We start from the raw sequence: 21,879 nt of genomic DNA on the forward strand, positions 1-21,879 counted from the left end.
GGTTGGTGCGCATGCCAGCACCAACGCTTTCCGAGCATGGTGCCGTTTCCGTCGCCCAGACCGCCAGGGACGAGGTGATGGCTTTCCAGTGGGTAAATTTCCCGCAAAGCTCGCCAGAACCTTGAAGAATGCGTAAGCGAACCGGGCAATCCCCGATGCAAGGACCAATAATGCGGAATGCCGTCAGAGCAGACGAAAGACGCTAACGCGCCCAATCGCGCGCTTGGCCGGATTCGCGCAGCTCGGCCAAAGTCTTGCCGACACAACTGCCGCCGCCCATATCGCCGATTGCTTTCGCTCGGCCGTCCAGCGTGATTGTGCCCCCTATACGGTCTGAAGCCACATAGGTCGCCACCCCGTCCTGCGAGATCCGCGACAGGTAAAAGATGTTATAGGTTTGGTTGTATTTGCACTGGATGACCAGGGGAAACTGGTTGAATGGATCATCCTGCGCCTGAACGGCAGGAAAGGGGAAGCCGGCGAGCAACACCAGGCCTGCGAGGAATGTTTTTGCGTATCCGCGTGGTCTCTGGCGGTATATCCGGGCCATCGTTCCGTTCCTTCCTGAAGTTGACCTTCGAAATGAGGGGGCATTGGAGCATTTCCGGCGGGGATCGAATCGCCCGAAATGCTCTATCCCTTTGTTTCCAGGTAATTCCGGACGCAAAACCGTTTCACATTCTTGCTGGAACTACTCTGGACGGTCAGGGCCATCAGTCCGTTGCGGTCAAGGAGGCGAACGCTGCGTTGCAGCCTGCCGTTCAGCCGAAGGATACGTTTTTCGCGGAGCTTCGTGAAACAACGGGCAACAGTTTCGACAGTCAGACCGAGATAGTCGGCAATATCGCTGCGCGACATCATCATATCGAATTCAGCATCTTCCGGATGACGCTCTGCCATTTCGCAGACGAAAGCCGCAACCCGCTTCAGCGCGCTTTGCTCGGTGATGACGAGCTGTTTATGCTGGGCCTTTGCAAGGTTCATGAGCGCGATGTGGAGAAGGTCTACGGGGACGGTCGCGTTTTGGTTGGCCCGAAAGGGTCTGATGGACGTTTCGCAGACGGCTTCGGCAAAATCGGTGCGAATATTACCTGTTTCCAGGCCGAACCATTCGCCCTTGCCGCAAAAGGACAAGATGTATCTCTGGCCGCTGGTAGTCAGGCGGTAGATCCGCACCGCGCCTGCCTCGACCTGGTAGATTGCAAGCGCATGTTCGCCTTCGCTGTAGATTGTTTCGTCGGCCTTGAGCCTGATCGATCGATCCCTTACCGTTTGCCCGACAGCCCGATGGCGGTGCCCCGGCGCTGTCGTGTGTTTTACAATCGCGTGGTCTTGAAGCATCGGCGTCGCCCCCATCCGCGTCGCAGCATATGCAATCGTTGCTTGCCGCGGTATTCGAGATACCCCTTACGTATTGCTACTGAAGCCCGGAACCACGGGCGGGTGTATAAGCCTATGCCCCTTGTTGAGAGCGATACGAAAATATCGGGGAGGTCTCGATGGCATCGGAAGAGGAAGGGGAAAGCCGGGCACTCCAAAACCCCGTTGACGTGCGCATACAGCTCGAGCGGATTCTGACGAGCCCGGAATTCCTTGCTCCTGAACGTGGACGGCGCTTCCTGCAATATATCGTCGAGGAGACACTGGAAGGTCGCAGCGAGCGGCTCAAGGCCTATACGATCGCCCAGGCGGTTTTCGGGCGCGACACCTCGTTCGACGCCCAGAATGATCCGGTTGTCCGTATCGAGGCGGGGCGCATCCGTCGTGCGCTCGAACGCTACTACCTCGTCAGCGGAAGCTGCGATCCTATTCGCATCACTATTCCCAAAGGGAGATATTCGCCGCATTTTTCAGATTTTGAGGGCAGCCCGAATGGGGACGAAGCGGCAAATTTGCGGGATTCTGCAAATCAGCGGCGCAATACCGAACGAGCGATCAGCTGGCGCAATCTTCTACTGCCGATCGGCCTGCCTGCGCTGTTCGGCACCATGGCTGTCCTTGCTCTCATTCGTCCGCTCGAGACCTATCTCTCGCCGCCAAAGCCCCCGCCACCCCCGGCCACCGCGACTTCTCAGAACAGACCCAAGGTTATCGTGGAACCCTTCGCGGCTCTTGGTGGCGCCGCAGAAGGGTCGGACTTCGCTAAAGGGCTGGTCGATCAGTTGATCGCGAAGCTCATGAAGGCAGAGCGCTTCGTCGTGCTTGCACCGGGTCGATTCGACACCGCTACGACCGGCATGCAATACAGCCTTCAGGGGAGTGCGCTGACCGAAGGTACGGTCCTCCATCTGCATGTCCGCCTGATAAACGGCGCCGATGGTACGGTTATCTGGGCAAACCAATATGATCGCGACCTGCGCGGTCAGACCATGCTCGATGTCGAAGAGGAGATCGCCACCCAAATCGCGATGGAGATAGCGAATAATCGCAAACTGAACGGCACAGGCTCCGAGCCATAGCGGTCTATCTTGCCGCAATGGCCAGGCCAGAGGCGCGCAGCCCGTTCAGGAAGCGCTCCTGATCCTCCTGCCGCTGCAGGCGCAGAGCGACTTCCTTGCGGACATTGGCCAACAGTGCCGGCGCGTGGAGGCTCAGCCAATCCTCTTCCCGCCTGGCTTCGTCCGTCTTTCCAGCTGATCCGAGGATAGACATCAGCACAAGGCGGTGCATCGGGTTGGAGTCGAGATCGGATTTTCGCGACCACCGCTCCGCCTCTTCGACATTTCCCTTCATGAACGCACATAGCGCCATGCCGACCTCGTAATAACCCTCGGGGCCGATACCCCTGTTCAACGCGATCGACAGCAGTTCGCAGCCGGATTGCCATTTTCCCGACATTGCCAACCGGAAGCCATATTCACCGGCGACTTCCACATCATCGGGATTTGCCGCATAGGCTGCAGCTCCGGCCTTCAGAGCCTTGTCGATATCCCCTCTGTAGAAGCTTACCATCATCAGGGCCTGCAATACGCGGGGATTGCCCGGCGCAAGCCCTGCCGCCCGCTGTACCGCCGCCGTTGCCTGTTCGAGCGACGGGGCCGAAGGGGCGGTGCCAAGCTTATGGCGAAACCGCACCTCATCGAGGTAAACCACGGACAACAGGGCCCAGGACAGGGCGTTGTCGGGAAAACGCCGGGTCGCCTGCTGCAGGCATTCGCGCACGGCGCCGTGGCTTTGCGTGGTCATGCTCTGGCGGTAGCTGTAATAGGCGGCCGTGCAGGCATAGGCGCCCTGATCGCCTGTCCGTGCAGGTTCGGCGGCTGTATCCGTGTCGATCTGAAAGATGGCGCCATGGGGTTGCGTGATCGCATTGGCGATTTGCCTGGCGATATTGCCCTGGATCGCAAGCTTGTTCTCGGCGCTGAGATCGGCATCGAAATTGTTGGCCCAGACGATAACCCCGTCCAACTGGCGTACAAGCCTGGCTGCGGTGCGCAGTCTGCTGCCGTCGAGCTGGACATTTCCCTGCAACACCAGGTCGCCCCCGGCCCCGGTGTGCAGCGGATCGGCGACCACGACAATGTCGTCGGACTGGGCAAGTTGACCGATAACGTCGTCGCGCACACCACGAGCTATATCCAAGCCGGTATCGGCGAGGTCGCTCTCGGAAAAAAATTCGACGATAACTTTCGGCAGGGAAGCTGTTGCCGGCAATGGACCGGTCGGTCCATCTCGTTCGGCAGAGAGCGCAAATGCAAGAACGGCTATCACGCCGATGCCCAGGCCGAGAAGACTCAGCCGCACCGGGCGCCATGCTCGCGCAGCAAGCGGGCGGTCTCGATGCGCCGGTTCCGTCGCCCGCGATGTTTCCTCGCCAATCGCTGCCAGCGGGGGCGGCAGATCTCGGGCATATTCGAAATGCGGCACATAGCCACCCTTGGGGACGGTGATGATGACCATATCCGCCTGGCCCGCGACGAGATAGTAGCGCTCGAGCGCCTTTCTTATCCGGCCGGCCTCGATCCGCACGACCGGATCGTTTTGCGGATCGAACGATGCTTCCCGGCCGAAAACGATATTTGCGATCGTGAATGCCTTCAGGAAATCGGAACGGCCGGCAAGCGTCTCATTGACGACAAACTCCAGGAAGTTCCGCCCGCGCTTCGGTGCATGGAACTCCTCGCTGCCGAGAATCCGTTCAACCTGCCGGCAAATTTCATCTGCCGTCGGTCCAAAACTATTGAAAACATTGATATTTGCGCTTCTCATAATCGTCCCTACGACAAGATCACGCAATTATTTAAGTCAGTCCTAACACATCATATCCCACAAGCCGGTGGTTGCAAGGCTTGCTTTAGGTATGTCAAATATAAGCGGGCCATGCAGGCGACGTATTCGCAGGCTCAAGCGGTTGCGCAGTCACGTCGATGGCGATGGTCATTCGCATGAGCTCGGCCAGATTTCGCGCACCCATCTTGGCCATGACGTTGGCGCGGTGGACCTCTACCGTACGGGCGCTGATGCCGAGATGATAGGCGATCATCTTGTTCTGCAGGCCCTCGAGAACGCCGGTCAGAACCTGGCGTTCGCGCTCCGTGAGCTGACGAAGCCGGGCCGCGACATGCTCGCAATCGGTGTTGGGCCTGTCGATCCGCCCATGTTCCATCGCTGCTTTGATGGCCGAGATCAGCGCTGCTTCCTTCAGCGGTTTTTCCAGAAAATCAGATGCCCCGGCCTTCATCGCCTGAACGGCCGCGGCTATATCGCCCTGGCCGGTGATGACAATCGCGGGCACGGCCGGGTTGAGACGCCTCAGCCGCCGAAGCAATTCGATGCCGTCGATATCGGGCATGCACAAGTCCGTGACAAGACAGGTTCGGCCCGAAAGTGGCAGGAGTTCCAGAAAGGCCCTCGCGCAACTGTGGGCACGAACGGCAAAACCCGCCGATACGAGCAGAAACGTCAGAGATCGACGGAGCGACTCTTCGTCATCGACGAGATGGATCGTAAGGTCGTTCGCCATTGATTGTGGCCTCCGCCAGCGGAAGTGAAAAGGAGAGGATTGAGCCGCCCTGTATTGCCTTATGCGCAGCTATGCGACCGCCATGCGCTTCGATGATGCGCTTGGACAGTGCCAGACCCATGCCGAGGCCGTGTGGCTTGCTGGTGACGAAGGGGCGAAACAGCGCCTCCTCGATGTCGGCAGCAATTCCGCAGCCGTTGTCCGACACTTCGACAACCAGATGCGAGAAATCGTCGGTTCTGGTGCGGATCACGATAGCCGGCTGCTCGACACCGTCGGTTGCCTCCATGGCGTTGCGGAAAAGGTTCGTCAGGACTTGGACAATCTGAACGCGGTCTGCGAGCACGGTGTCACGCTCTGCTGTGAGCTGCAGATCGGGGCAGGCGTTTTTCCGGGACGATCCGGCGAGGGAAAGCGCCACCGCTTCGCGGACCAACGCGTGAACCGCCTCCAGCTGCCTGTCGCCGACGCCGCGCTTTGCGAATCCCCGGATGTTCCGGACGAGCGCTCCCGCCCACAAGGCGTGCTGCGCAATTTCGGACAAGCCCTCACGAAGCTTCTCGTCGTGCCGATGGTGATCGTCGGTCATAAGGCGGCCGCAACCTTCGGAGTAAGCGACGATGGAGGATAGCGGCTGGGACAGTTCGTGAGCCAGTGTCGCAGTCATCTCCCCGAGCGCCGCTATTCTTGCGAGATGTGCCAATTCGCATTGCAGGTCCCGAATCTGACGCAATGTTTCGCGTTCTGTCCGAAAGTCCTCGAAGATCGCCGCCGTAAAGCCTTCCCTTTCGCCAGGTTTGTGGATGATTGTCAGGGCAGCTGGAAATCGAACGCCGCTCTTGGTCGTTGCCAGGCCGGCCCGAACCGCACCCTGGTCCGCCCAACGTGCCTTGAGCTGAACATCCGGCGTCGAGGACCAGACGGTGTCGATCTTATGGTCAAGCAATTCGTCTTCTTCATAGCCGAATAAGGCCACGGCAGCTCTGTTGCAGGCCGAAATTCTGTTGTTTTCGGTCAAGACGAACACTGCATCCGGCATGTGCCGATAGAGTTGCCGCATCCAGCTCGTCTCTGGCCAGTTCTCTTCGGACAACGCGTGTGCCGGCTTGCGGCGTGCCGATGGCGATCCGATGAGCGAGGTCCGCCGCCCCAGGCCGGAGATCACGGAACTGTATTCGGCAATATGCGGCGTCTCCATCCTGGTGGACATGATGGCCTTCTCCGCCACTTGAGAGATGTTGGTGTTTCGACTGCCCTTTTCTCTCGACAATGACGAGAATCTACCACCTTTGGACCGGGCATCGATGTAGTATCGCGTAGACTCTATTGGTCTTTTTCTACAAGCCGACCAGCGAAGGCCTGCCAAGCGGGCACGCCCGGTCGGCCGCATTTCCATTGATCCGGCTCAATGCCTCCGGCTCCTTGTTGCGCTACTCTGATATTCGCTGGCGGCAGGTTGTTCGAGGGAGCCGGAAGATGACGACGTTTGCCCCTGCAATCGCTGTTGCAACCGCCGCGTCGATCGTGACGCCCGTCGGCGCCCAGGAGACCCGCAACGAATTCAGGCGCATGAACCGGGCCGAAAACCTGCCGGGGCACATCAGGACCTATCACAACAAGCCCGCCGCGTGATGAGGCAACAGGCTGCGGATTCAGGCGCCGGACGGGAGCGAGGGTTGGGCCTCCTTTGGAAAGAGATTCGTGACAACCCCATGCTCTGGCTGCTTGTCGCAGTGCCGGTGGTCTTCGTCGCCGCGCGCGTTGCCCCCGAGGCGCATACGGTGCTCTTCATTCTGTCGGTGCTTGCCGTGATACCCTTGGCCGGCCTCCTTAGCCACGCGACCGAATCCGTTGCGGCAAAAACGGGCGATGCTGCCGGCGGTTTGCTCAACGCCACGCTCGGGAACCTGACGGAACTGGTGATAGCGCTGACCGCCCTGCATGCCGGACAATATACTTTGGTAAAATCGTCCGTTGCCGGCGCGATCGTCACGAATACGCTGTTCATGCTGGGGGCATCGTTTCTACTCGGCGGCCTCAAATATCACAGTCAGGAATTCAACCGAGCCAATGCGCGCCTTCAGGCAGGCCTGCTCTTCCTCGCCACGATCGGCCTGCTGATGCCGTCGGCGGTCGCCTCGATGGATTCAACGTCGGCGAGCGCAGTCATCCAGAAACTCAGCTTCGGCCTGGCGATCCTGCTCATCGTCGGCTACGGGCTGGGGCTGTTGTTCACGCTCAAGACGCATCGCGAGTTCTTTGCCGCAGCCGAGCACGCTGAGGCGGACGAACAGCCGTGGCCGATCGGCATGGCTTTATCCACACTTGCCGGCGTGACGATACTTGTCGCGCTGGTCAGCGAGATCTTCGTCGAGTCCGTGCAGGAGGCGGCCGAAGTCTTCGGGATGACGCCCGCCTTTGTCGGCTTCATCGTCGTCGCGCTGGTTGGCGGCGCGGCCGAAATGGCTTCCGCCTTCTCCGGTGCGCGCAAGAACCGCCTCGACCTGAGCGTGGGCATTGCGCTCGGAAGCGCATCGCAGATCGCGTTGTTCGTCGCTCCCGTGCTGGTCTTGTTGAGCTATGTGATCGGTCCGACACCGATGGATCTGCAGTTTTCGCCGGGCGTCGTGGTCATGGTTTTCCTGGCGACGATTACGGCGATGTTCGTCACCAATAGCGGGCGTTCGGCATGGTTCGTCGGCATGCTGGTGCTGATGGTCTATATGATCTTTGCCACGACCCTATATGTTTTGCCCGAGCGGGCCCTGTGAGGCGGATTGCACAGAGGGTCCGGCCGACCTGAACCTGGGAAGGTCGAAAACGTGCCGATGAAATCTGGCCATAGATTGACCCACAGGCAAATGCGGCGTCTGTTCTTCGTCGCGCTCGCAAGGCAGATTCGTGTGATCTGGCCGATCCTGTCCGGGATCGTCTCGGTGATGATCCTATCCGGGCTTGTAATCTGGCGCATCGAAGGCTGGCGGATCGACGAAGCTCTCTATTTCACTTTCGTCACGGGCCTGACCATCGGCTACGGCGATCTTACCCCCAAACATGTTTCATCGCGGATATTGTCGTTGGTCATCGGCTTTGCAGGCATTGTGCTGACCGGCATCGTCGCTGCCGTCACCGTCAAAGCCCTCAATTCCGCCGATTGGGAGCCCTGACGTCCCGCGTCGGATCGGCTGCCTGGATGCCAGTGAGAGCGCCGGCCCGTCGCTCTTGCCCTCTGGATCGAGCAATTGAATCTCGTGCGACGTGATCCGACCGAGCCGTCCCTGCGAATGATATTGGAGACGAGGATCGGGAACGAACGGCGTTCCGTCGAGTTTGGATGATTGACGGGTTCGCGCAGATGATCGGAGCTACGCCATGAGCAGAGAGCGTGGACGAAGGAAATTGATGCTCCGGCTCCCCGATATCCGTCATCGTCTCGTTGGCATGACGAACGAGACGCTGGGTGAGATGTTTGAGGCCTATGACCTTGCCGTCGACGCACTGGATCGGTTCCGAAATCAGCACCCGCGAGAAGACAGGCTGATCGCCGAATATGAACAGCTCTGCCTGGAAATAGAGCGGGAAATTGTCGTCTACTGTAGCGACCGCTGAACCTGTCCGCCGAACCCGGCAGCGGGATGATCGTTCCCGCTTGCCGTCGTTCCGGGCCAGGCCCAGGCCCGCAGCAATTCATAAAAGACGCTGAGGACCACGGGTCCGAGAAACAGGCCGAGAAGCCCGTGAGAGAGCGTGCCGCCGATGACCCCGATCAGGATGACGGGCATAGGGGTCGAGAGGCCACGTGCCATCAGCACGGGCTTCAGGACATTGTCGACGACCGTGATCGGTATGGCGAGACAGGTAAAGAGGAGGGCGGTGGCAGACGGCCAGGAGAACCATGCCCATATGATCATGGGCAGAAGCACCAGCGCCGGTCCCAGCTGCATCACGCAGAGCATGAAGACGGCGAAGGTCAGTGCGCCGCGTGCTGGAATGTCGAAGAAGGCAAAACACAGGCCGCAAAGCAGGGTCTGAAGGAACGCGACGCCGATGACGCCGCGCGAGACATTCCTTACCGTGGCTCCGGCAAGCCGTGCAAAGCCAACACCTTTTTCGCCGGCAATACGGCTTGCCAGCACCTGTATCGCCGCCGCCAGATGTGTGGCTCGTGTGAGAAACAGGCCGGAAAGAATGGTGGAGACGACAAAGCTCAGCACGCCGCCGCCGATCGAGGCGAGCTTCGTGACGACGACGCCCGTGACCTCGCGAATGGGAGCCTGAAACTTGATGATGGTCAAGGCGAGATCGCCTGCTATCTTGTTCCATGCGTCGTCGATACGCTCTCCGATGATCGGCCACTCCTTGATGGCGGCCGGTGCGGCGGGCAGTGCAATATTCTCCGTCATCAGCTTTTCGATCAGCGCCTGCGCGGCATCGGCAAAATTGACGGCCACGAGGGCCAGCGGCGCGATGATAAGGACGAGGCAGCCGACGACAACGATGACGGCCGCAATAACCGGCCTGTTCCCGATCAGCCGCGAGAGCGCCTCGAACATCGGAAACAGTGCCACGGTGAGGATCGCCGCCCAGATGACGATCAGCGCGAATGGCGCAATGAGTACCACGGTCCAGTAGGCGAAAAGCCCGATAATGCCCAGCCGGACAAGATCGCTGACCCTTGCCTCTATCGAAATCTGGCCGGCCTCGGTTTTCGGTGCCGGTGTCTCGGTCGTCTGTTCCATCTGGCCATCCGCCATGTGTCAGGCGGCTCCGCCTACGGCGTTGTGTCGGGCACGATACGGCGGATGCTGCGATCCTCCATGAAGTCGGCCGGCCGCTTCTGGCGTTTGCCGAGATCGGGCTCGTCAAATTTCAGCCGCTCGTAGGGGATGGACTGCAGGATGTGCGAGATGCAGTTGATCCGCGCGCGTTTCTTGTCGTCCGAGGGTACGATCCACCACGGAGCGTGATTGGTGTCGGTCATCCGCAGCATCTCGTCATAGGCACGCGTATAGTCCCACCAGCGCTGGTAGGATTCGACGTCCATCGGGCTCAGCTTCCACTGCCGCAGCGGGTCGTCGATCCGGCGCCGGAAGCGACGTTCCTGCTCTTCCTCGCTGACGGTCAGGAAATATTTGAGCAGGATGACGCCGCTTTCGACGATGGCTGCCTCAAAGCGGGGGGCAAGCTCAAGAAAACGCTGTGCTTTCTTCTCGCTGCAGAAGCCCATGACGCGGTCCACGCCGGCGCGGTTGTACCAGCTGCGGTCGAATATCACGACTTCGCCGGCAGCCGGCAGGTGGGCAATGTAGCGCTGCATGTAGATCTGCGATTTCTCGCGCTCGGTCGGCGCCGGCAGCGCCACGACGCGGAAGACACGCGGACTGACCCTCTCGGTTATCCGCTTGATCATGCCTCCCTTTCCGGCGGCGTCACGTCCCTCGAAGACGATGACGATCCTTGCGCCGGATTTCTTCACCCAGGCTTGCAGATGGGCAAGCTCCACCTGCAGCCGCCCGATTTCCTTGTCGTAATCCCACGGCTTCTTTTTCTTTTTGTCCTTGCCGCCGCGGCTTGCCTCACCCTCGGCCTGCTTCAGCTCGTAATTCTCGTCCATGGCTCTGCCTCCTCCTGTCACTCAGATGCATTGTTTGCCGGCGCGGCATTGCCGATCTGGTCGATATCGCCAATCAGCGTCCGCAAGGCTTCCTCTCTGCCGTTGAAAAGATTGTGGGCGCCGATTGCCTTGATGACGCCGGCGCGTTCGAGCACGCCGCGGCTTTCTTCGCTGAGATCGGCGATTGCGAAAATGACATGCCGTTTGGCAAGGATCTCGGCGACGGCCTCGAGGGCGGTTGCGCCGGTGCTGTCGACATGTGTGATGGCGCTTGCATCCAGCACCAGGCATCTGGTTTCGGCGGGAAGCGCCCTTGCTGTCGAGATGAGCCGCGTGCGCACGTAATCGGCGTTGTAAAACAGGATGTTGCCCTGGATCGCGAAGACGGCCGCACCCGCAACGGGGCGAGCTTCCGCGAACCGTTGAAGGTCGAAGAAGCCGTGCCGCCCTTCGATGCGGCCAAGAAGGCCGTCACGCGGAAACATCGTCTGCCGCAGCAGATAGGCGAAGGTTGCCGCAACCGCGACGATGACACCGTTGAGGACGCCGAAGCTGATTGCGCCCCACATGGCGATCAGCGCGAAGAGAAATTCCATGCGGCTGATGTGCCAGATTTTCTTCAGTTCGTTGACGTCAATGAGGCTGATGGCCGCCGCTGCCAGGATCGCGGCAAGTGCGGGGATCGGAAGGATGCGCAGCGCAGCGTGAAGAAAAACCAGGGCGGCGACCAGGGTGGCGGCCGACACCAATCCTGCAACCTGCGAAACGCCCCCCGTCGATAGATTTATGGCCGTTCGGGAATCCGATACGCTGACCGGAAACGAACCGAAGAGTCCGGGCGCAATATTGGCGGCGCCGAGCCCGATCAGTTCCTGATTGGCATCGACCTCTTCGCCGGTTCGCGAGCCGAAGCTGCGTGCCGCCACGATGCCGGCGCCAAAGCTCACCAGGAAGATCGCCGCGGAACCGGCAGCGATCTTGTCGAGCGGCATCTGATGGAAAGCGGGCAGGGAGAGCGAGGGAAGCCCGCGCGGGATATCGCCAACCACTGCGATGCCCTGGCCCCGAAAGTCGAAGATCGCAGACAGGGCGACGGAGACGACGACGACCAGCACCGGACCCGGAATCTTGAAGCGGAAGGCCCGGACGAGCCAGAGCAGCGCGAACATGGCGAGGCCGAGGATGAGCGAGGGCATGTGGATCATGCCGCTTTTGGCAAGGATTTCGACGACGGGTTGGACCAGGCCGTCGGATTCGATCTTCACGCCTGTGAAACGGCCGATCTGGCCGACCAGGATCGAGAGCGAGACGCCGGCGAAGAAGCCGACCAGAATTGGGCGGGACAGGAAGTTCGCGAGAACGCCGAGCTTCAGCAATTTTGCGGCGATATAACAGATGCCGACCCCGAGGGCGAGAGCGGCCGCGATGGCGACGCGGTCGTTGCCGGCGGCAGGATCGGCTGCGACGATAGCGCCCATCGCAGCCGCAAGCACGGTCATCGTCGCAGCGTCCGGCCCGACAATCAGCAGCCGTGACGGCCCGAAAATCGCATAGGCGATCGGTGCGACGATGCTGGCATAGATACCGGTCTCCGGCGGCAGGCCGGCGATAGCGGGATAAGCGATGGCGCTCGGCAGGCCGACTGCGGCGATCGACAGCCCCGCAGGGATGTCGCTGCGGAGCCAGCTCCTGTAGAAACCGGTCAAGCCTCGCAACATCGGAAGACTGCCTATCACCGCTCCCTCCTTATGCTTTCACCATGAGCCCCATGGTGTTTTGCCGTCGCTTGCGGCGATGCAGACGCCGCCGCCGCGATCGCGATAGATTGCGGCCTCGATCAGCAGCGTAAAACAGCATGACGACGACAAAGATCAGCACGCCCAAAGCAGAACCGTCGAGAAACACAGCCGCGCCCTTCCGGCTGGTCCGGACAAGCCGTTCGATCGCTATCAGCGCGGAATAGTAGGCTTGTTTTGGCTCCGATGCCCGTAGCATCGCGTAGTCTCTATCGCGCTATCACGGGCATATCCGTCGCGCGGGATTGCCTCTGCAGCAGGGCAAGGAGGCGGGACCGGCCAAAGGACTGCCATTCCAGCCCCTACACCCGGAATCCACGTGGGTTTTGGAAGCCGGCTAACGTATGATCGCGTATTTTACGTCTCCCGCCGATCCGCTTGTTATATAATTTCCTCATCTGCTTAGCGCAGTTTGACAACGGGGGGGATGATGTCGGGAGAGCAAGGTTCGACATTCTTGTCCGCCCTTGAGACGGCAGAGACCTATTTCCCCGACCAGAAGCGGCTGGTGCAGCGGCTTTTTTATGTGAGTGAGCCCTTTCACAGCATGTGTGAGGATCTGGCTGCCGCCGCGGAGGCCCTAGCGCATGTCGAGCGGTTGCCGGAACCAATTCGGGACGCACGCCAGCTGGAATATGCGGGTCTCGTCGACGCACTGCTGAAAGAGATGGGGGAGGCGATCGCCCAATCGAAAATCGTCGTGCTCAGGCAGTCTCCGCGAACCGGCCCGAAATCTCCATGAGCGCAGCTGCCATTCAATGACCCAAGGGAGGTCCATGCGTGATGAAAGCAATTTCCCGCAAACTGCTTGGGGGATTCTCGGTGCTGGCAATCATTGCATTGCAGCCTGCCCTTCCGGCGCGAGCCCAGGTTCCCATTCCGGCACCGGCACCCGCACAGGCGAGTGCCGGCGAGCCGGCGGCAACGCTTCTATCCGATGACGAGCTTGAAGTGCTCGTGGCGCGCATCGCGCTCTATCCCGACGAGCTCGTTGCGGCAATTTCAGCGGCATCGCTCTTTCCCCTTCAGGTCGTTGAGGCACAGCGCTTCCTGGAGGCGAAGAAGAAGAACTCCGATCTCAAGCCCAAGAGCGATTGGGACGGCAGCGTCGTTTCCCTGCTGAACTACCCGGATATCGTCAAGATGATGAGCGAGGACCTCGACTGGACCCAATCGCTCGCCGACGCGCTTACCAACCAGCAGAAGGACGTCCTGATCGCCATCCAGCAGCTTCGCGACGAAGCGGTGGAGAAGAATATCATCAAGACGGATGACAAGGTGACGGTCGTCACCGAGAACGACAACATCATCATCCGGCCGACCGATCCGGAAAAGATCTATATCCCGCAATATCCGCCGGAAATGCTTTATGAGCCCGGTTATGCGTCAGAGCCGATCTCCTATTATCCCGATTATTACGACAGCTACTATTACCCCGGCGCAACCTTCTTTGCCGCTGCTGTGACCGGGCTTGCCTGGGCCGCCATCGTCAACTGGGATGACTGGGGTGTCTGGGGCGGCCGCTGGGACGGCGATATCGACATCGACTGCAACAATTGCCTGAACGATCGCGATTTCAACGGGAAGCTGAAGTGGAACGACGTCGACTGGAGCAATGTCGACCGCAGCAAACTGAGCATCGGCAAGGACCAGCTTTCGAAGCTGGACCGGTCGGCGATCAAATCCGGCCTGCAGGCCGACAATCGCAACCAGTTGCGCAACAGGGCCAAGGATATCCAGGCGAGCCAGAGGCCCGGCAATCGCGCCAATTCGGCGCGCGCGGACGATATCCGCAAGAGCACGGCGCAACGCCTGAAGGACAGGCCGCAGGCAAACAGGCCGGCAGCGGCAAACAGGCCGGCGGCGGCCAATCGGCCGGCCGCATCCCGGCCCGAGGCGCGTCCTCAGAAGGCAGCGAACCGCCCGTCCAAGCCAGCGCAGAAGTCCGCCGTGAAGCGGTCCAACAAACCGCAGATGGCCGCCAGAGCGGACAATCGCGGACGCCAGCCAAGCGCGCTCGGCAATGTCCAGTCCGGTCGCCGTGAGGCTGTCGCCTCGAAACGGGGAGCGCAGAGCATGGGCGCCCATCGCCAGTCGGCTCGTCCTGTCCAGCACCGGCCGCGCCCGTCCGGAGGAGGGGGCCGCGGTGGTGGCGGCAGACGGCGATGAGGCCTTTTCAAGTTCAGGGAGTTACATCATGAGACGTCAACCGACGGCAATTCCGCTTGTGTTTGCGGCAGTGTTTTGTGCAATGCCGGTTGCGCCGGCGCTTTCGCAAGTGCAGACCGATCTTGCCGAATACAGGGCGGCAACGTCCTCACCGAAATTCGACAGTCCGCAGCTTGCGCTCGACAAACTGAAATCGGTGCTGGGTTCCGGCAATATCGACGATCTCGCCACCCTGCTCGGCCTCAGGGCGGACAAGCTGCGTGCCAGCAACGAGGCGATGACCGCCTACGGATTGATCCGCGAGGGTGCCGAACGGCAGGCGGTTTTGCGGGATTTCGACGGCGCAACGATCGTGGCGATCGGAGATCGGCTCTGGCCGCTGCCTTTTCCCCTGATCGAGGACAAGGACGGCAAATGGTCCTTTGACACCGAGCGCGGCCTCGAAGAGATCGTCAATCGCCGCATCGGCGAAAACGAACTCGCCACCATCGACACGATGCATGAGTATGTGGCGGCGCAGTACCAATATGCGTCCGCCGATCGCGACGGCGACGGCATCTACGAGTTCGCCAGGAAGCTGATCAGCAGTCCGGGCAAGCTCGATGGCCTGTACTGGGAGCCGAACGTCTATCCCGAGGAAAGCCCGGCAAGCGCGCTGGTCGAGACGGCCGCCTTTGGGGCGGCCAAACGTGGCGAGGGCTATTTCGGCTATCGCTACCGGATTCTGACATCCCAGGGAGACAACGTGCTCGGCGGCAAGCAAAGCTATGTCGTCAACGGCTACATGACCGGCGGCTTTGCGCTGATCGCCTGGCCGGTCAAATATCGAGTGACCGGCGTTCAGACGTTCATGGTCAATGGCACGAGCGTTATCTACCAGCGTGATCTGGGACCGGAAACGGAGGCACGCGCGGCGGCGATTAAGGATTTCAATCCGGATGCCAGCTGGACCGTGGTAAGCGAATAGGATTTCAGCCGCCGGCGTCCCGCAGCGCCGGCGATGCGCACAGGGCAGCCGCCATCGCGCGGTTCGAATAGCGCCTCTTGCCAGTGACCTCGCGCCCCAGCCATTGCGGCAGGTCCGGCTGCTCGTCTTCGCTCGCCATTTCGATCTCGGCGAGCGTCAGCCCCTCGTAGGCGCCGGCAAAGACATCCACATCCCAACTCCTGCCGTCATGGAGAACGCGGTAGCGGGTCTTTTCAATGACATGGCCGGCCGCATGCAGCAGCAGGTCGCGGGCCTCATCGACCGGAATCGCATACTCGAATTCCTCCCGGGCAAGGCCTGGCCTGCGGATTTTGATCGTCAGGCGCGCAGAGCGCCCGTCAATCAGGCGAACGCGTATGGAGTTCTGATCCCGGTCGCAAAGATAGGCCTGCCGGAGGACGTTCGGCGGGCCGGCGTTTGCGCGCCATCCGTCGTTGCGGACGAGGAACTTTCGCTCGATCTCCGTCGCTTTCAATTCGGTACTCCTTCGCTCATGCCTGCGGGTGCCGGTCAGTCGACCGGCGGTTCCCAGGTGAGGAAGAAGCCGACATCCCCCGGCATGCCATCGGGAAAGTTGATGATCATGGCCTTGAGACCGTAGCCTTGCGGTTTGGCGACTTCCTCAAACAGTTCGAGAAGTTCTTTTGCCTTTCCCTGCAGCGTCTTCTGCCATCCGGGCAGGTTGTTGTTGATGGCGCGTCCGCTGTCCGTGCAGAATGTCGAGGGAAAACTGTAGATCAGTGCCTCGTATTTGCCTTCTGCAGCGGCCTTCATGACCAGCCGCTTGATGACGGCCCGCTCCGTTTCTCCGATCTGTTTGCGGAAAAAATCCTCGACGAATTCGGCATGTTTCTTTGCCTCACGCGCCTTGATCTTTTCGTTGCGCTCCATTTCCAGGAGCTGGAGTTCCAGAGCTCGTTTGCGCAGATCCTCTGCGCTTGTCATGGGTTGGGGTGTGGACGTCTCAGGTGATGTCATCGCCGTCTCCTCCAATATGCCTGGAGATGATAGAGCGCGCGATCGCATGAAGGCAGTAAAATACACGTCCGCTTCGGTAGGATACGGTATCCTACGCGGGCGGGAACATATCAGGACCTGTCCGGCAGACGGGATTCCTTTCGTTCGAGTTGCCTTAATTAGCAATTCCGACTGAATTGCGTTGCCGTTGCGCCCGCTCGGGTCTATCGTCCGGCCCGGTACCCTGCAGGTTGTTTGCAATCGGGACCTTTTGGGGGAGCCCATGACAAACGCAGGCGTTGACAGGGCTGGTGGCGCCATCCCATCCCAGCAGGAGGTGGAGCGGCAGCTCGAGCAGATTCTGTCCAGCCCGGAATTTCGTCTCCCCGAGCGGGCGAGACGATTCCTCGAATTCATCGTGACCGAAACGCTTGCCGGCCGGCGGGAATATCTTAAGGCCTTCACGATCGCGCAGGCGGTTTTCGGCAGAGATGCGCATTTCGATGCCCAGCAGGATCCCTGCGTTCGCATCGAGGCGGGACGGTTGAGGAGGGAACTGGAACACTATTATCTCACCGCCGGCAGCGGCGACCGGATCGTCATCACAGTTCCCAGAGGCGGTTATGTGCCCGTGTTCGACATCCGGCAAAATGCCGATACCGTGGAGACGGGGCCTTCGGAACAGTCCGGCCGGTCGTCCACTTCGCCGGAGGCAAGCCAGCAGGTCGATCTCACGGGCGACATGGTCGGCACGGACAGGACGAAATGGCCTCTGTCACGGCCTGGAAAATGGCTCCTTGCGGCAACCGCCGTGTTTGCCTCTGCCGTCGCCGTGGCGATATTTTACTACGCCGGGCCGTTCACTGCCGGCCACGAGACCTTGGCAACTGCCAATCGCCCGACCATCGTCGTCGAAACTTTCGACAGCGCTCCCGAGGGTGCCCTTGCATCCGACATCTCTCGGGGCATCACCGATAGTGTCATCGAAAGGCTCATCCCCTTCAAGGACGTCGTCGTGGTCGCTCGCCTGCCTCAGAGCAGGGAGGCTCAGGCCTCTTCGGAGCCGCTCTACGCCCTTCAGGGAAGCGTGCGACTGGAGGGCAACACATTGCGTTCGACGGCGAGACTCGTGCGCCGGGCAGACGGAGTGGTCATCTGGGCCAACAATTACGATGCGGATATGAAGGTTCAGGATGTCCTGAAAACGCAGGCAAGCCTCGCCGAAGATATCGCGACGGCGGTCGCGCGTCCGTTCGGCGTCATGTTCAAGATCAATACCGCCAATATTGCCGGACGCACGGATCCCTTCTCGTGCATATTGTCCTATTACAGCTACCGCAGCGAAATGACCGCGCAAGCGCATGCGGTGGCGCAATCCTGCCTGCAGCAGGCCGCCGAAAAGAGGCCTGGAGATTCCAATCTCGCGGCTTTCCTTTCGCTGACCTATCTGGACCTGTTCCGCTTTCCCTATCAGCTGAATTCGAAGCCGACCGCCGATACGCTAAACATTGCCAGGGAGCTTGCCGAACGCGCGGTGCGGCTTGACCCCACGAATGCGCGGGCTTTGCAGGCGCTGATGCTCGCCCATTTCTTCGCCAATGACACGACGGAGTCGTTGCGTGCCGGCGAGGCTGCCTATGCAAGCAATCCAAACGATACGGAAGTCGCGGGCGAATACGGCTTGCGCCTGTCGATGTCGGGAAACTGGGACAGGGGCTGCGAGCTGATTTCGCGAGCCGTCAGCCGGAATGCCGGCCCGCACGGATATTACGAAGTCGGCATGGCGCTCTGCGCCTTCATGCGCGGCGATGCCGAGGCGGCGGAACTATGGGCGCGCATGTCGGATCTGAACTACAATCCGATGCACCGCCTTGTCCTGCTTTCAATTCTTGGCTCTCTTGGAAAGACGGTTGACGCAAAGGAACAGATCGACTGGATCGAAACCCGATCGCCGGCACTCGTCCCGAATATCAGGCGGGAGGTCGTCAGGCGGCTGGCGCGCGCCGAGGACCAGAAGCGGTTTTTTGTCGGGCTGGAGGCCGCAGGCCTGATCGTCCCGGGTGAGAAAGCGCCCGCGGACTAGAATGAAAATACTGCATGGCGGTTGCTGCATACCGGCGCTCGATATCGGATCGTCCGCGCGTCTGTGGCGGAACATGATCGGTCGTCCGGGGGCGGTAAGTTGCGCGCAACGCAGCCGTAAAGGCGGCCGCCCGAGCGTAAATCCCGCAGCGTTTACCGTTGCGTACTTCCTTGAGGGGCCGTGGTCCGCATAGTCTTCGCCATTGCTTTTGTCGGGAGGCGCGGCGTCGATGGGAAAACGGGGCAGGGCCGACAGCGGCGGCGCCGATGCCGCGCAGCTCGGTCTATGGAGACTCATGCTGAAACTTCCGGCGCTGCGCGGGCGTCTGCAGATTGCCGCGTCCCGGTCCTCCGCGCTGAACGACCTCCTGGAAGCTTACGAAGAGGCGAGCTTCGCGCTTGAGCGCTTCATGAAACGCGGCGATCCGCAATCGAGAACGTTGGCGGACGAATACACTGCGCTTTGTGCCGAAATCGAGAGCGATATCATTCGTCACCTTCTCGACACGACTTCGCCTTTGACGGATTGAGGCCGAGCCGTGCGGCCACCGACCCGTATCGGTTTTGTCGGCGGCTCGTGTTGCAACTTTTCGTTTTTTAGGCAATAAGCTTACCTTGCTACTTTAGTTGAATCTACTTTAGCTAAATCAAAGCGTGCGAGGCGGCCATGGGTGCTGAGATACACGACTTGAGGGACTGCGAAGTATCGACGGCGGTGGCGAGGGAGGAACTGGAACGACTTCTTGACGATCCAAGATTCAGGGTGACTGCAAGGCAGCGCGACATCCTGAAATATCTGGCGGAACGCCGTTTCGATGGATACGACGGCAACGTCAAGGCCTATGCTATTGCACTCGACGTGCTTGGAAGACCGAGTGGGTTCGACGCTGCAAACGATCCGATCGTCCGCATCGAGATAAGCCGGTTGCGCAGCGGTCTGCACGCTTACTACGAGGCATTCGGCACCGACCGCGAAATTTCGATCCACATTCCCAAGGGAATGTATATAGCGCTTTTCCCGAAGAATCCGCCGCCGCTCGAGCCCGACGATGCCGGGGAGGACGAAGTCTTGGCCGGCGATGCCGGATCGGACGTCAACAATGCGGAAGGGCCGCCGAAAGAGGAGCGCGTGGTGACCGGCAGCCGGCCCCGGTGGAAGCCGGCACTTGCGGTTGCAATCGGCGCTTGCCTGCTTGCAGGCGGTGGGCTTGCTGTCTTTCCCGCGTCGCCCGTTCTCACGGTTCGCCCGACGGTCTACGTCTCCATGGAGGGCATGGATGCCGGGATGAGAGGAGAGGCGAGCGTCACGCGCGATATGCTGCTTGCAGCCTTTACGCAATTTCAGACGCTGACGGTCGCGAAGGCCACTCCCGGTCTTGCCGACAAGGCGGCTTCGTCGTCACGGAGCTACGATCTCGACATCAAATATTACGGGGACGGGGACGATCGCAGCATCTGGTGGCAGCTTGTCGACAAAGGTTCTGGAAATCTCCTGAGGGCCGGTGTCGAGCGGTTCGATATCAGCGGCAGCAGCCATGCCGCGGTCAGGGAAGAAATCACCGATCGGCTTGCAAGGAGGCTTGCCTCCGGCCGCGGTGCCATCAACATGGTCGAGATGCAGGCCGGCAACGACAGCGATATCGGCAATGCCTGCGTCATCAGGATGGAATACGCGCTGGACGAAGCCGACCCGGATATCGCCAGGAAATTTCAGCATTGTCTCGGAAAGACCCTTGCCGCAGCGCCTGACGATCCCGATGCGCTCGCACTCATGTCGCAGGGCCTGTTGGCCACGGATATGCCGGATCCGACCGCCACGGCGAAAGCTTTGGAAACCGCAAAGAGGGCGGTTTCTCTCGCGCCGCTGTCTGATCGGGCGCAGATCGCCTTGATGAATGCGCAATTTGCCGATGGCAGGTCGGAAGCGGCAATCCAGACCGGAAATCGGGCGATTGCGCTCAACCCCCACAATCCCGAGACAGCGGCAAACCTGGCGATCATCCTCTATTCTGCGGGTTATCGGGAGGCCGGTGTGGCAATGGCCCAGGATGCCGGCCGATCGGTCGATACTGTCCCACGCAATGCGATGCTGGTTCTCGCGCTCGAGGCCTATCGGACCGGTGATTATTCCGAGGCTTCCCTGCTTGTCGAGCAGGTCAGTTCCGGCGATTTCCTGACGGGCGCGATCCGTGCCGCGGCTTTGGGACAGCTCGGATCGGAGGGCGCGGGATCTCGTCTTGCCGAAATTGCGACAGGTGTCCCTGACTTCGGCAGAACCTTCGAGCAGCGGATGGCGCAGGCACGGCTGGACCCCCAGCTGGCGACGGATATCAAGTTGGGGCTGGTCAAGGCCGGGGCCGATTTCAAGGTCGCCGCCGCTGGGCCTCGGTCGTAAATGAAGCAGTGCTTACGGAAGCGTTTACGTTGACGTTTACGGTAACTTACTTCCGTTCGACGCGGCAGATGTGTCCTATTGGGACGGGGGATGCCAATTTCGTGGGTCAGCAGAGGGATTTTTGATGCGAAGCACCGTGCTGTTGTTGTCCGCGGCCATTCTGGCCGTGCCAGTCATGTCTCATGCCGCCGATATCGCTCCTGTTCTGGCGCCTCAGCCGCAGCCGGCCGATCCCGATAAGTGGACCTTTTCGCTGTCGCCCTATTTCTGGGCCGCCGGGATCACCGGCGACGCCGGCGTTTTCGGCCTTCCGGAGGTTCATGTCGACGAGAGTTTCGGCGACATTCTCTCGGATCTCGATTTTGCCTTCATGGCAGCGGGGGACGCACGCTACGACCGCTTCAGCATCGTGACCGATATCACCTATGTCCGGGTGACGACCGATTCCGCCACGCCGCGTCGCCTATTGGCCAACGAGGTCGACCTGAAGCAGGAAACCTTCGCGGCGATGATCGGCGCGGGCTACGCCGTGATTGACGAACCCCAGGGCCGTCTCGATGTCATCGGCGGCGTCAAGATCTGGTATACGGAAACGACGATTTCCTTTGCCGGAGGACCGCTGGATGGCGTGTCGGGCAAAGACGATGCCACCTGGGTCGATGCCATGGCGGGTCTCAGGGGGATGTACTCGATTACACCCTCGGTCTATCTGACCGGGTGGGGTCTGATCGGTGCTGGCGGTGCCGATCTCGACTGGGACGTGATGGGGGGTATCGGCTACAAATGGAACGACGCCATTTCCGCTGTTGCCGGCTATCGCGCTCTCGGCGTGAACTACAGCGACGATACGCTGACCAACGATATCGTCGAGCACGGACCGATCCTGGGCGTGGTCTTCCACTTCTAAAGCGATAA

The 21,879-nt window shown here is 60.5% G+C and carries 23 protein-coding genes; 12 read left to right on the top strand and 11 right to left on the bottom strand.

The window, feature by feature from the left end:
• Positions 1 to 202 precede the first annotated feature (202 nt).
• The gene (locus ACU8HS_RS13665) at positions 203 to 550 is read right to left on the bottom strand and encodes a hypothetical protein (RefSeq protein WP_113413466.1); all 348 of its coding nucleotides are present in this window, start codon (positions 548 to 550) and stop codon (positions 203 to 205) included.
• Between the two features lie 83 nt (positions 551 to 633).
• Entirely contained in the window at positions 634 to 1,341 is a 708-nt protein-coding gene (locus ACU8HS_RS13670) for a helix-turn-helix domain-containing protein (protein WP_447014555.1), read from the bottom strand.
• Positions 1,342 to 1,499: 158 nt separating this feature from the next.
• On the opposite strand from ACU8HS_RS13670, the gene ACU8HS_RS13675 reads away from it, so the two are divergent.
• Positions 1,500 to 2,459 carry a hypothetical protein gene (locus tag ACU8HS_RS13675; RefSeq protein WP_113413468.1) on the top strand — a complete coding sequence of 320 codons (960 nt, stop codon included), beginning with the start codon at positions 1,500 to 1,502 and terminating at the stop codon, positions 2,457 to 2,459.
• 4 nt (positions 2,460 to 2,463) lie between these two features.
• Here ACU8HS_RS13675 and ACU8HS_RS13680 read toward each other — a convergent pair whose 3' ends face one another.
• The 3 genes from ACU8HS_RS13680 to ACU8HS_RS13690 form a co-directional block, all read right to left on the bottom strand.
• Positions 2,464 to 4,209 carry a hypothetical protein gene (locus ACU8HS_RS13680; RefSeq protein ID WP_113413469.1) on the bottom strand — a complete coding sequence of 582 codons (1,746 nt, stop codon included), beginning with the start codon at positions 4,207 to 4,209 and terminating at the stop codon, positions 2,464 to 2,466.
• A gap of 94 nt (positions 4,210 to 4,303) precedes the next feature.
• Entirely contained in the window at positions 4,304 to 4,963 is a 660-nt protein-coding gene (gene fixJ / locus ACU8HS_RS13685; RefSeq protein ID WP_113413470.1) for a response regulator FixJ, read from the bottom strand.
• Positions 4,929 to 6,173, bottom strand: coding sequence for an ATP-binding protein (locus tag ACU8HS_RS13690; RefSeq protein ID WP_113413471.1), 1,245 nt, complete (start codon positions 6,171 to 6,173; stop codon positions 4,929 to 4,931). The genes fixJ and ACU8HS_RS13690 overlap by 35 nt, the downstream gene beginning before the upstream one ends.
• Positions 6,174 to 6,439: 266 nt before the next feature.
• On the opposite strand from ACU8HS_RS13690, the gene ACU8HS_RS13695 reads away from it, so the two are divergent.
• The 4 genes from ACU8HS_RS13695 (at position 6,440) to ACU8HS_RS13710 (ending at position 8,572) form a co-directional block, all read left to right on the top strand.
• Positions 6,440 to 6,595, top strand: coding sequence for a hypothetical protein (locus tag ACU8HS_RS13695; RefSeq protein ID WP_447014556.1), 156 nt, complete (start codon positions 6,440 to 6,442; stop codon positions 6,593 to 6,595).
• 80 nt (positions 6,596 to 6,675) lie between these two features.
• On the top strand, positions 6,676 to 7,734 hold the full coding sequence (gene cax, locus ACU8HS_RS13700) for a calcium/proton exchanger (protein ID WP_447014557.1): 1,059 nt from the start codon (positions 6,676 to 6,678) through the stop codon (positions 7,732 to 7,734).
• Between the two features lie 90 nt (positions 7,735 to 7,824).
• The gene (locus ACU8HS_RS13705; RefSeq protein WP_447014558.1) at positions 7,825 to 8,130 is read left to right on the top strand and encodes a potassium channel family protein; all 306 of its coding nucleotides are present in this window, start codon (positions 7,825 to 7,827) and stop codon (positions 8,128 to 8,130) included.
• Positions 8,131 to 8,335: 205 nt separating this feature from the next.
• Complete coding sequence (locus tag ACU8HS_RS13710) at positions 8,336 to 8,572, top strand: hypothetical protein (RefSeq protein WP_112563123.1); 237 nt, start codon at positions 8,336 to 8,338, stop codon at positions 8,570 to 8,572.
• On the opposite strand, the gene ACU8HS_RS13715 is transcribed toward ACU8HS_RS13710, so the two are convergent.
• From ACU8HS_RS13715 to ACU8HS_RS13730, 4 genes are read right to left on the bottom strand one after another with little or no spacing between them, the layout of a single operon-like run.
• Positions 8,554 to 9,702 (bottom strand): AI-2E family transporter, encoded by a 1,149-nt coding sequence (locus ACU8HS_RS13715; protein WP_447014559.1) that lies wholly within the window; start codon positions 9,700 to 9,702, stop codon positions 8,554 to 8,556. The genes ACU8HS_RS13710 and ACU8HS_RS13715 overlap by 19 nt on opposite strands.
• Before the next feature lie 32 nt (positions 9,703 to 9,734).
• Complete coding sequence (gene ppk2, locus ACU8HS_RS13720) at positions 9,735 to 10,577, bottom strand: polyphosphate kinase 2 (RefSeq protein WP_112563119.1); 843 nt, start codon at positions 10,575 to 10,577, stop codon at positions 9,735 to 9,737.
• A gap of 17 nt (positions 10,578 to 10,594) precedes the next feature.
• Complete coding sequence (locus ACU8HS_RS13725; protein WP_447014560.1) at positions 10,595 to 12,313, bottom strand: SulP family inorganic anion transporter; 1,719 nt, start codon at positions 12,311 to 12,313, stop codon at positions 10,595 to 10,597.
• A gap of 10 nt (positions 12,314 to 12,323) precedes the next feature.
• Positions 12,324 to 12,572, bottom strand: coding sequence for a hypothetical protein (locus ACU8HS_RS13730; RefSeq protein ID WP_113413475.1), 249 nt, complete (start codon positions 12,570 to 12,572; stop codon positions 12,324 to 12,326).
• Between the two features lie 228 nt (positions 12,573 to 12,800).
• On the opposite strand from ACU8HS_RS13730, the gene ACU8HS_RS13735 reads away from it, so the two are divergent.
• From ACU8HS_RS13735 to ACU8HS_RS13745, 3 genes are read left to right on the top strand one after another with little or no spacing between them, the layout of a single operon-like run.
• Positions 12,801 to 13,115: a hypothetical protein gene (locus ACU8HS_RS13735; protein WP_112704779.1), complete on the top strand. Its 315-nt coding sequence runs from the start codon at positions 12,801 to 12,803 to the stop codon at positions 13,113 to 13,115.
• A 41-nt stretch (positions 13,116 to 13,156) separates the two neighbouring features.
• Positions 13,157 to 14,542, top strand: coding sequence for a DUF3300 domain-containing protein (locus ACU8HS_RS13740; RefSeq protein WP_447015906.1), 1,386 nt, complete (start codon positions 13,157 to 13,159; stop codon positions 14,540 to 14,542).
• A 28-nt stretch (positions 14,543 to 14,570) separates the two neighbouring features.
• Positions 14,571 to 15,509: a DUF2950 family protein gene (locus ACU8HS_RS13745; protein ID WP_447014561.1), complete on the top strand. Its 939-nt coding sequence runs from the start codon at positions 14,571 to 14,573 to the stop codon at positions 15,507 to 15,509.
• A gap of 4 nt (positions 15,510 to 15,513) precedes the next feature.
• On the opposite strand, the gene ACU8HS_RS13750 is transcribed toward ACU8HS_RS13745, so the two are convergent.
• Positions 15,514 to 16,005: a CYTH domain-containing protein gene (locus ACU8HS_RS13750; protein ID WP_447014562.1), complete on the bottom strand. Its 492-nt coding sequence runs from the start codon at positions 16,003 to 16,005 to the stop codon at positions 15,514 to 15,516.
• A gap of 35 nt (positions 16,006 to 16,040) precedes the next feature.
• Positions 16,041 to 16,508, bottom strand: coding sequence for a hypothetical protein (locus ACU8HS_RS13755; RefSeq protein WP_112563107.1), 468 nt, complete (start codon positions 16,506 to 16,508; stop codon positions 16,041 to 16,043).
• 262 nt (positions 16,509 to 16,770) lie between these two features.
• Here ACU8HS_RS13755 and ACU8HS_RS13760 point away from each other — a divergent pair, with 262 nt between their 5' ends.
• The 4 genes from ACU8HS_RS13760 (at position 16,771) to ACU8HS_RS13775 (ending at position 21,871) form a co-directional block, all read left to right on the top strand.
• On the top strand, positions 16,771 to 18,570 hold the full coding sequence (locus tag ACU8HS_RS13760; protein ID WP_447014563.1) for a hypothetical protein: 1,800 nt from the start codon (positions 16,771 to 16,773) through the stop codon (positions 18,568 to 18,570).
• A gap of 295 nt (positions 18,571 to 18,865) precedes the next feature.
• A complete protein-coding gene (locus tag ACU8HS_RS13765; protein ID WP_447014564.1) occupies positions 18,866 to 19,099 on the top strand; it encodes a hypothetical protein in 234 nt (77 codons plus the stop codon).
• Positions 19,100 to 19,236: 137 nt separating this feature from the next.
• Complete coding sequence (locus ACU8HS_RS13770; RefSeq protein ID WP_447014565.1) at positions 19,237 to 20,964, top strand: hypothetical protein; 1,728 nt, start codon at positions 19,237 to 19,239, stop codon at positions 20,962 to 20,964.
• Between the two features lie 124 nt (positions 20,965 to 21,088).
• Positions 21,089 to 21,871 carry an outer membrane protein gene (locus ACU8HS_RS13775; protein ID WP_447014566.1) on the top strand — a complete coding sequence of 261 codons (783 nt, stop codon included), beginning with the start codon at positions 21,089 to 21,091 and terminating at the stop codon, positions 21,869 to 21,871.
• Positions 21,872 to 21,879: the final 8 nt, after the last annotated feature.

The sequence above is a fragment of the Rhizobium sp. KDH_Rht_773_N genome (genome assembly GCF_052946295.1).

What these genes read in the sequence shown, in the direction of transcription:
- ACU8HS_RS13760 (WP_447014563.1), top strand. Translation starts at nt 16,771, where the DNA reads ATGACAAACGCAGGCGTTGACAGGGCTGGTGGCGCCATCCCATCCCAG.
- ACU8HS_RS13675 (WP_113413468.1), top strand. Translation starts at nt 1,500, where the DNA reads ATGGCATCGGAAGAGGAAGGGGAAAGCCGGGCACTCCAAAACCCCGTT.
- ACU8HS_RS13735 (WP_112704779.1), top strand. Translation starts at nt 12,801, where the DNA reads ATGATGTCGGGAGAGCAAGGTTCGACATTCTTGTCCGCCCTTGAGACG.
- ACU8HS_RS13670 (WP_447014555.1), bottom strand. Translation starts at nt 1,341, where the DNA reads ATGCTTCAAGACCACGCGATTGTAAAACACACGACAGCGCCGGGGCAC.
- ACU8HS_RS13710 (WP_112563123.1), top strand. Translation starts at nt 8,336, where the DNA reads ATGAGCAGAGAGCGTGGACGAAGGAAATTGATGCTCCGGCTCCCCGAT.
- ACU8HS_RS13730 (WP_113413475.1), bottom strand. Translation starts at nt 12,572, where the DNA reads ATGCTACGGGCATCGGAGCCAAAACAAGCCTACTATTCCGCGCTGATA.
- ACU8HS_RS13695 (WP_447014556.1), top strand. Translation starts at nt 6,440, where the DNA reads ATGACGACGTTTGCCCCTGCAATCGCTGTTGCAACCGCCGCGTCGATC.
- ACU8HS_RS13770 (WP_447014565.1), top strand. Translation starts at nt 19,237, where the DNA reads ATGGGTGCTGAGATACACGACTTGAGGGACTGCGAAGTATCGACGGCG.
- ACU8HS_RS13705 (WP_447014558.1), top strand. Translation starts at nt 7,825, where the DNA reads ATGCGGCGTCTGTTCTTCGTCGCGCTCGCAAGGCAGATTCGTGTGATC.
- fixJ (WP_113413470.1), bottom strand. Translation starts at nt 4,963, where the DNA reads ATGGCGAACGACCTTACGATCCATCTCGTCGATGACGAAGAGTCGCTC.
- ppk2 (WP_112563119.1), bottom strand. Translation starts at nt 10,577, where the DNA reads ATGGACGAGAATTACGAGCTGAAGCAGGCCGAGGGTGAGGCAAGCCGC.
- ACU8HS_RS13740 (WP_447015906.1), top strand. Translation starts at nt 13,157, where the DNA reads ATGAAAGCAATTTCCCGCAAACTGCTTGGGGGATTCTCGGTGCTGGCA.
- ACU8HS_RS13715 (WP_447014559.1), bottom strand. Translation starts at nt 9,702, where the DNA reads ATGGAACAGACGACCGAGACACCGGCACCGAAAACCGAGGCCGGCCAG.
- ACU8HS_RS13665 (WP_113413466.1), bottom strand. Translation starts at nt 550, where the DNA reads ATGGCCCGGATATACCGCCAGAGACCACGCGGATACGCAAAAACATTC.
- ACU8HS_RS13690 (WP_113413471.1), bottom strand. Translation starts at nt 6,173, where the DNA reads ATGTCCACCAGGATGGAGACGCCGCATATTGCCGAATACAGTTCCGTG.
- ACU8HS_RS13765 (WP_447014564.1), top strand. Translation starts at nt 18,866, where the DNA reads ATGCTGAAACTTCCGGCGCTGCGCGGGCGTCTGCAGATTGCCGCGTCC.
- ACU8HS_RS13775 (WP_447014566.1), top strand. Translation starts at nt 21,089, where the DNA reads ATGCGAAGCACCGTGCTGTTGTTGTCCGCGGCCATTCTGGCCGTGCCA.
- ACU8HS_RS13755 (WP_112563107.1), bottom strand. Translation starts at nt 16,508, where the DNA reads ATGACATCACCTGAGACGTCCACACCCCAACCCATGACAAGCGCAGAG.
- ACU8HS_RS13680 (WP_113413469.1), bottom strand. Translation starts at nt 4,209, where the DNA reads ATGAGAAGCGCAAATATCAATGTTTTCAATAGTTTTGGACCGACGGCA.
- cax (WP_447014557.1), top strand. Translation starts at nt 6,676, where the DNA reads ATGCTCTGGCTGCTTGTCGCAGTGCCGGTGGTCTTCGTCGCCGCGCGC.
- ACU8HS_RS13745 (WP_447014561.1), top strand. Translation starts at nt 14,571, where the DNA reads ATGAGACGTCAACCGACGGCAATTCCGCTTGTGTTTGCGGCAGTGTTT.